The organism is Streptomyces tyrfis (assembly GCF_037034285.1).
Lineage (GTDB): Bacteria > Actinomycetota > Actinomycetes > Streptomycetales > Streptomycetaceae > Streptomyces.
The window spans coordinates 1-5,677 of the sequence record NZ_JBAGJZ010000096.1 but is presented as its reverse complement, the minus strand read 5'-3'; the positions used below and the strand labels follow the sequence as shown (position 1 = coordinate 5,677).

The 5,677-nt window shown below is 70.4% G+C and carries 8 protein-coding genes; 7 read left to right on the top strand and 1 reads right to left on the bottom strand.

What is annotated here, in order from left to right; genetic code table 11:
* A partial coding sequence (locus tag WA762_RS35255) for a hypothetical protein (RefSeq protein WP_335941675.1) occupies positions 1 to 258 on the bottom strand: 258 nt, incomplete at its 3' end.
* A 123-nt stretch (positions 259 to 381) separates the two neighbouring features.
* On the opposite strand from WA762_RS35255, the gene WA762_RS35250 reads away from it, so the two are divergent.
* From WA762_RS35250 to WA762_RS35220, 7 genes are all read left to right on the top strand, one after another.
* The gene (locus WA762_RS35250) at positions 382 to 534 is read left to right on the top strand and encodes a hypothetical protein (protein WP_335941674.1); all 153 of its coding nucleotides are present in this window, start codon (positions 382 to 384) and stop codon (positions 532 to 534) included.
* 96 nt (positions 535 to 630) lie between these two features.
* Positions 631 to 1,533 (top strand): bifunctional DNA primase/polymerase, encoded by a 903-nt coding sequence (locus tag WA762_RS35245; protein WP_335941673.1) that lies wholly within the window; start codon positions 631 to 633, stop codon positions 1,531 to 1,533.
* The gene (locus tag WA762_RS35240; RefSeq protein WP_335941672.1) at positions 1,530 to 1,883 is read left to right on the top strand and encodes a hypothetical protein; all 354 of its coding nucleotides are present in this window, start codon (positions 1,530 to 1,532) and stop codon (positions 1,881 to 1,883) included. Before WA762_RS35245 ends, WA762_RS35240 begins: the two co-directional genes overlap by 4 nt.
* Entirely contained in the window at positions 1,880 to 3,040 is a 1,161-nt protein-coding gene (locus WA762_RS35235) for a DUF3631 domain-containing protein (RefSeq protein WP_335941671.1), read from the top strand. Before WA762_RS35240 ends, WA762_RS35235 begins: the two co-directional genes overlap by 4 nt.
* A 205-nt stretch (positions 3,041 to 3,245) precedes the next feature.
* Positions 3,246 to 3,458, top strand: a complete 213-nt coding sequence (locus WA762_RS35230; RefSeq protein ID WP_335941670.1) for a helix-turn-helix transcriptional regulator — start codon at positions 3,246 to 3,248, stop codon at positions 3,456 to 3,458.
* A gap of 80 nt (positions 3,459 to 3,538) precedes the next feature.
* Positions 3,539 to 4,798 carry a tyrosine-type recombinase/integrase gene (locus tag WA762_RS35225; protein WP_335941669.1) on the top strand — a complete coding sequence of 420 codons (1,260 nt, stop codon included), beginning with the start codon at positions 3,539 to 3,541 and terminating at the stop codon, positions 4,796 to 4,798.
* 238 nt (positions 4,799 to 5,036) lie between these two features.
* Positions 5,037 to 5,414, top strand: a complete 378-nt coding sequence (locus WA762_RS35220) for a nuclear transport factor 2 family protein (RefSeq protein ID WP_335941668.1) — start codon at positions 5,037 to 5,039, stop codon at positions 5,412 to 5,414.
* Positions 5,415 to 5,677 lie beyond the last annotated feature (263 nt).

Here is a 5,677-nt window from a genome sequence, read left to right as displayed (position 1 = left end):
GGTGTCCGGGCGCGCGGGCAAGGGGCCCGCCCGGGGGTCTCCACCGGGGTCCGCACAGGGGACCTCCCAGACCGCCCGCCGCTCCCCTCCCCTGGCCCCTCTTCGCCTGGTGCCCAGGGCCCGGATGTTGCTGTTGTTTCCGCAGGTCAGAACGAGCAACAAGGCCAGCAACAACAACAGCAACAGCCCGGCGACAACACCCCGGAAGGGGCAGGGGTGCGGGTCGTCCAGGACGAACAGAACCCGAACCGCTGGCACGTCATTCACCCCACTCCCACCTCCTGACGGCCCCCCCGGTCCGTCCCCGGCTCTCCGCGGTCGGGGACGGGCCGAGGAGCCGCCAACCGGCGGCTCTCACTTCACCAACTGCCGAGGACCCCGATGCCCTACATCCCTGAGTCCGAGTCGATGCCATGCGGTGAGTCCGGCTGCTACTGCCACGGCGCCGGTCCCGAACACGACCAGTGCGCGTGCGGCTGCGACTGCCCCCGCTGCTGGGACTGCCTCCAGAAGACCGACAACTGCGACTGCTGACGACTTCGACGTACCGAGGGCGGCCCCCGTCTCACGCCAATGAATCGGGGCCGCCCTCATCCAGTACGCCACTAGAGAGAACTGGAGATACCCAGCATGACCCATGACCCCCGTTCCGCGCTGCTCCGCGCCGCGCTGGACGCGGCCGAACGCGGCTGGCACGTCTTCCCGCTCCGCCCCGGCACCAAGCGCCCCGCCCTCCACGGCGAGACCGCCTGCCCCCGCACAGGGCCCTGCACCACCGGTCACCTGAAGTGGGAGGACCGGGCCACCACCGACCCCGACCGCATCCGGGCCGCGTGGGCCGCCGGGGCGTTCAACGTGGGCCTGGCGACGGGCCCGTCGGGGCTGGTCGTCATCGACCTCGACATGCCCAAGCCCAACAGCAACGGGGACACGCCTTGCGGCGTGAGGACCTTTGAGGCGCTCTGCGAGCGCGCCGGGCAGCTCGTCCCCACGACCTACCGGACCCGGACCGCGAGCGGTGGGTGCCACTTGTACTTCACTGCCCCGCCCAGTACCCGGCTCGCCAACAGCCGGGGGCTGCTCGGGCCGCTGATCGACACCCGAGCGTGGGGCGGACACGTCGTCGCCCCCGGCAGCACCGTCAACGGGCGTGCGTACGAGGTCGTCGACACCGCCCCCGTCACGCCCCTGCCCTCATGGCTGCTGGGCGCACTGACCCCCGAGTCCCGTCCCGCCCTGCCGGTCCGCATCAGCGCGGCCCGGAACGGCGGGCGGGTGGCCGACGTCGCCCTGCAGCGCGAGACGGCCGCCGTCGCCGGGGCCGCCGAGGGCGACCGCAACGCCCAGCTCCTCCGCAGCACCCGCGCCGTAGGGCGGTTCGTCGCATGGGGCGACCTCCCCCGGCACCTGGTTGAGGAGGCTTTTCAAGGGGCGGGGGAGGCGGCCGGGCTCCCTGCGGCCGAGTGCCGCTCCACGATCCGCAGCGCACTGAACTGGTCCATCCGCACCTGCCGGCCACGGGAGGCAGCGTGACCACCCGGCCCCGCCCCTCCTTGAAAAGCCTCCCCGCCACCCCCACCGGCCCCGGCCCCGCCGAACCGACCCCGGCCACATCCGGCAGTAGCGCGCCGAAGAACGTCGGCCGCCAGGCCGTCCCTTCATCTCCTCGCCCTGACCCGCAGGTCGGGGACGGGCGCCGCCCGATCGCCTGGCTCACCATCACCGCGCCACGCGGCGCGACCCCGACCGCGACCAGCGTCTGCGACTGCGGCCGCAACCTCTTCGCCGCCGGCCACCGCCGCGTCCTCGCCCTGATCGACGACCACACCCGCCACCGTGACCTCTGCCCGCTCCGCACCACCGAGGAAAGGAACGTCTCATGACCGCGACACCGCCTACCCCGCCCGTCGACGGTGCCGCCCTGCTCGACGAAGTGGAGGCATTCCACCGCCGCTTCAACGCCTTCCCCACCGAAGCCGCCTACGTCGCGGTCGCCCTGTGGGACGCGCACACGCACCTGCTCGACTGCTTCGACTCCACCCCGCGCATGGCCTTCCTGAGCCCCGAACCGGGCAGCGGCAAGACCAGGGCCCTTGAAGTCATCAGCACGCTCGTGCCGCATCCCATGCACGCCGTGAACGCGTCTCCCGCCGCGCTCTTCCGCGCGGTGGCCGACACGACGGGGCGGCCGACGATCCTCTTCGACGAGATCGACACCGTCTTCGGCCCCAAGGCCAAGGACAACGAGGACCTGCGGGGCCTGCTGAACGCTGGTCACCGCCGGTCCGGTGTCTCCTACCGGTGCGTCGGGGACGGTGGCGCGCAGACCGTCGTCGCGTTCCCCTCGTACTGCGCCGTCGCCATGGGCGGACTCGGATCGCTGCCCGACACGATCCTGGCCCGCTCCGTCATCATCCGCATGCGCCGCCGGGCCAGGACCGAGACCGTCGAACCCTTCCGCGCCCGCATCCACGAACCGCAGGGCCACGCCCTGCGTGACCGGCTCGCCGCGTGGGCCGCCCAGGTCCGCGACCAGGTCGAGGGGGCGTGGCCGGAGATGCCCGACGGCATCACCGACCGCCCCGCCGACGTCTGGGAACCCCTCCTTGCCGTAGCCGACGCGGCCGGGGGCGACTGGCCCCGGCGGGCCCGTGCCGCATGCGTCGACCTCGTCACCGCCGTCGCGGAAGACGACCGTGCCTCCCTCGGCGTCAAGCTCCTCACCGACCTCCGCGACCACGTCTTCCCCGGCACCGACACGCTCTCCACCGTCGAGATGCTCCACATGCTCAACGCCATGGAGGAATCCCCCTGGGGCGACCTCGATGGCCAGCCCCTCACCGCCCGCGCCCTCTCCAAAATGCTCAAGGAGTACGTCACCGCCAAGAACAAGCCCATCTCGCCCCGCGCTCTGCGCATCGGGGGCCAGGTCGTCAAGGGCTACCACCGAGACGACCTGACCGACGCCTGGAACCGGTACTGCCCGGCCCCTCCGGAAACATCGGTTACATCGGTTACACCCGCCACATTGCCGTCCTGACCTGCGGCGACGCTGTAACCGATCAGGGCCGTGTAACCGATACACCCCCGGTTACACGGCCCCGCGCCCCGAGCGCCTGTAACCGCACGCCATCGGTTACACCCCACCCATCGGTTACAGAAAACACGGCCCTGACCTGCGGTGTAACCGATGTAACCGATGTAACCGCACCTGTAAGGCCGAGCCTGAGCCAAGGAGTCGCGCCATGGCCCGCCCCGCAATGCTCAAACTCCCCGACCGCTACCTCACACCCGAAGACATCGCCGCGATGTTCTGCGTGCCGATCGAAACCGTCTACCACTGGCGCAAGCGGCGCACCGGCCCGCCCGGATTCCGCGTCGGGCGCCACGTCCGCTACGACCCCGTAGCCGTCCGCGAGTGGGTCGCCCAGCAAAGCGACCTCGACGAGGTCGCCTGACACAGTCCCGCCCAAGCCCGTGACGCTCCTCGACGAGCGTCACGGGCTTTCCCGTGCACTGGAAAGGACGACAGCCCTTCATGGCTGGCCACATCCAAGACCGCTGGTACAAGACCGAGACCGCCCCCGACGGCAAGCCCCGCCGCGCCAAGACCGACCGCTACGGCACCGGACTCCGCTACCGCGCCCGCTACGTCGGCCCCGACGGCACCGAGAAGTCCAAGAGCTTCCCCGACAAACAGAAGCGTCTTGCCGAGCAGTGGTTGAACGAGACGGCGGCCGACATGGCGCGCGGCCAGTACGTCGACCCGCGCGCCGGCCGAATCACCTTCCGCCAGTTCGCGGAGAAGTGGGTCGCCACGCACACCACGGAAGTGAACAGCCGTGAGGCCGCCGAGCGGCGGCTGAGGCTGCACGCCTACCCGTACATCGGCACCCGGCCGCTCCCGTCCTTCCAGCCGGGGCACATCCGCACATGGCTGGGAGAATTGGAGTCCGCCGTGCCTGCCGCCTCGCATCGCCGGATCGTGTTCGGCACCGTCTCGGCCGCGTTCAGTGCGGCCCTGGACGACGGACTGATCAGTAAGAACCCCTGCAAGGCGAAGTCGGTTCAGGTGCCCAAGCCGAGCCACACCCGAGTCATTCCATGGACGGCACACCAGGTCTTCGGTGTGCGGGCCGCCCTGCCCGAGCATCTGCGGGCGACCGTGGACGTGGCGAGCGGGTGCGGTCTCCGACAGGGCGAGGTGTTCGGGCTCTCCGAGGACGAGCTGGACTTCGAGGGTGGCTGGCTCGCCGTCGGGCACCAGCTCAAGCGCATCCGTGGGAAGTTCGTCTTCGCACTCCCGAAGGGCGGGAAGGTTCGAGACGTCCCGCTGCCCGCGGCCGTGGCCGACGCTCTCAAGGCGCACTCGGAGAAGCACCCGCCCATCAAGGTCACGCTGCCGTGGCGGACACCGGACGGGCCGCCCGTGACGAAGTCGCTCCTCTTCGCCGGGTCTGCCGGCAGTCACGTCAGGGTGAGCTACTTCAACGACTTCATGTGGAAGCCCGCCCTCGCGGCCGTCGGCATCATCCCCGAGCCCGAGGAAGGAGAGCGGTACGCGTCCGCTCCCGATCACGGGATGCACGCGCTGAGGCACTTCTACGCGTCCGTGCTCCTGGACGCGGGGGAGAACATCCGGGCCTTGAGCCAGTACCTCGGCCACGCCGATCCCGGCTTCACGCTGCGCACGTACACCCATCTGATGCCCAGCAGCGAGGGGCGCACCCGGAAGGCCGTCGAAGCCGTCTACAGGGCCTCCCGGGACCATGATCACGGCCCAGAGACGGCCCAGTAGGCCCCACGCGGCCCCGCCCGGCGGGAAAACCGCTGGTCGGGGCCGTGTACGCCGCAGTGCGCGAGGCTTCATCTACTTCTGGCCGATCTACACGGGCACCCCGATCCCGGACGACGCCTGGCGCGAACGGATGTGGCTGGACACCTGGATCTAGGGGTGTGACCGGGATGGTTCACCGTGGTCGGGAGACGGCTCACGGGACGAGCACGGTCCGCGAGGCGAGTGGTATTACTGGTGCATGCAGGAAGAGACCGCGCGGTCCGCGATCGACACGTTCATCTCCGCGTTCAACGCCTCGGACGACAGCTATGTGACTGCGCTGCTCTCCCAGGCCCTGACCTCGGACGTGGTCTTCTGGGGACCGTTGGGCCGCAGTGACGGGATCGAGGCGGTCGAGCGGTTCGTGCTGGACATCCGGCGCCACCCTGCGGGGACCGGCACGATGGTGCGCTGTTCGGCGGTGGACATGCCGGACGAGTGGGCCCGGTACCAGTGGGTCTTCACGACGCCGGATGGAGGCCCCCGCCTGGCGGGAACGGACATCGTCCATCTGCGGCGGAGCCTCATCGACCAGGTCATCGTCTTCGCGGGGGAGATCGAGCCGTCCGCCTCCTGAGTCATTCTCCTCCGACGCCGTTCGGGGCTCCGGGTCTGCCTGGCCGAGATCGTCTTCACAACGCTTCGGTCGTCCGCGGTTGGCCACGAGCGGACCGATGATGCGCTGTGGCTGTGTAAGTTCGCCGTTGGTCAGGCTGCGGTGTTGAGGATTCGGACGGCACCGCACATCCAACCGCCACGACGACCAACCCGGCGAACCTATGCGGTCACAGCACCAGCCGGGCAGGAACACCGGGGGGGGGCCGGGGGCGGCCCCGGCCC

Excerpts from the sequence above, each read along its gene's own strand:
- WA762_RS35250 (WP_335941674.1), top strand. The coding sequence starts at position 382 with ATGCCCTACATCCCTGAGTCCGAGTCGATGCCATGCGGTGAGTCCGGC.
- WA762_RS35245 (WP_335941673.1), top strand. The coding sequence starts at position 631 with ATGACCCATGACCCCCGTTCCGCGCTGCTCCGCGCCGCGCTGGACGCG.
- WA762_RS35235 (WP_335941671.1), top strand. The coding sequence starts at position 1,880 with ATGACCGCGACACCGCCTACCCCGCCCGTCGACGGTGCCGCCCTGCTC.
- WA762_RS35230 (WP_335941670.1), top strand. The coding sequence starts at position 3,246 with ATGGCCCGCCCCGCAATGCTCAAACTCCCCGACCGCTACCTCACACCC.
- WA762_RS35225 (WP_335941669.1), top strand. The coding sequence starts at position 3,539 with ATGGCTGGCCACATCCAAGACCGCTGGTACAAGACCGAGACCGCCCCC.
- WA762_RS35220 (WP_335941668.1), top strand. The coding sequence starts at position 5,037 with ATGCAGGAAGAGACCGCGCGGTCCGCGATCGACACGTTCATCTCCGCG.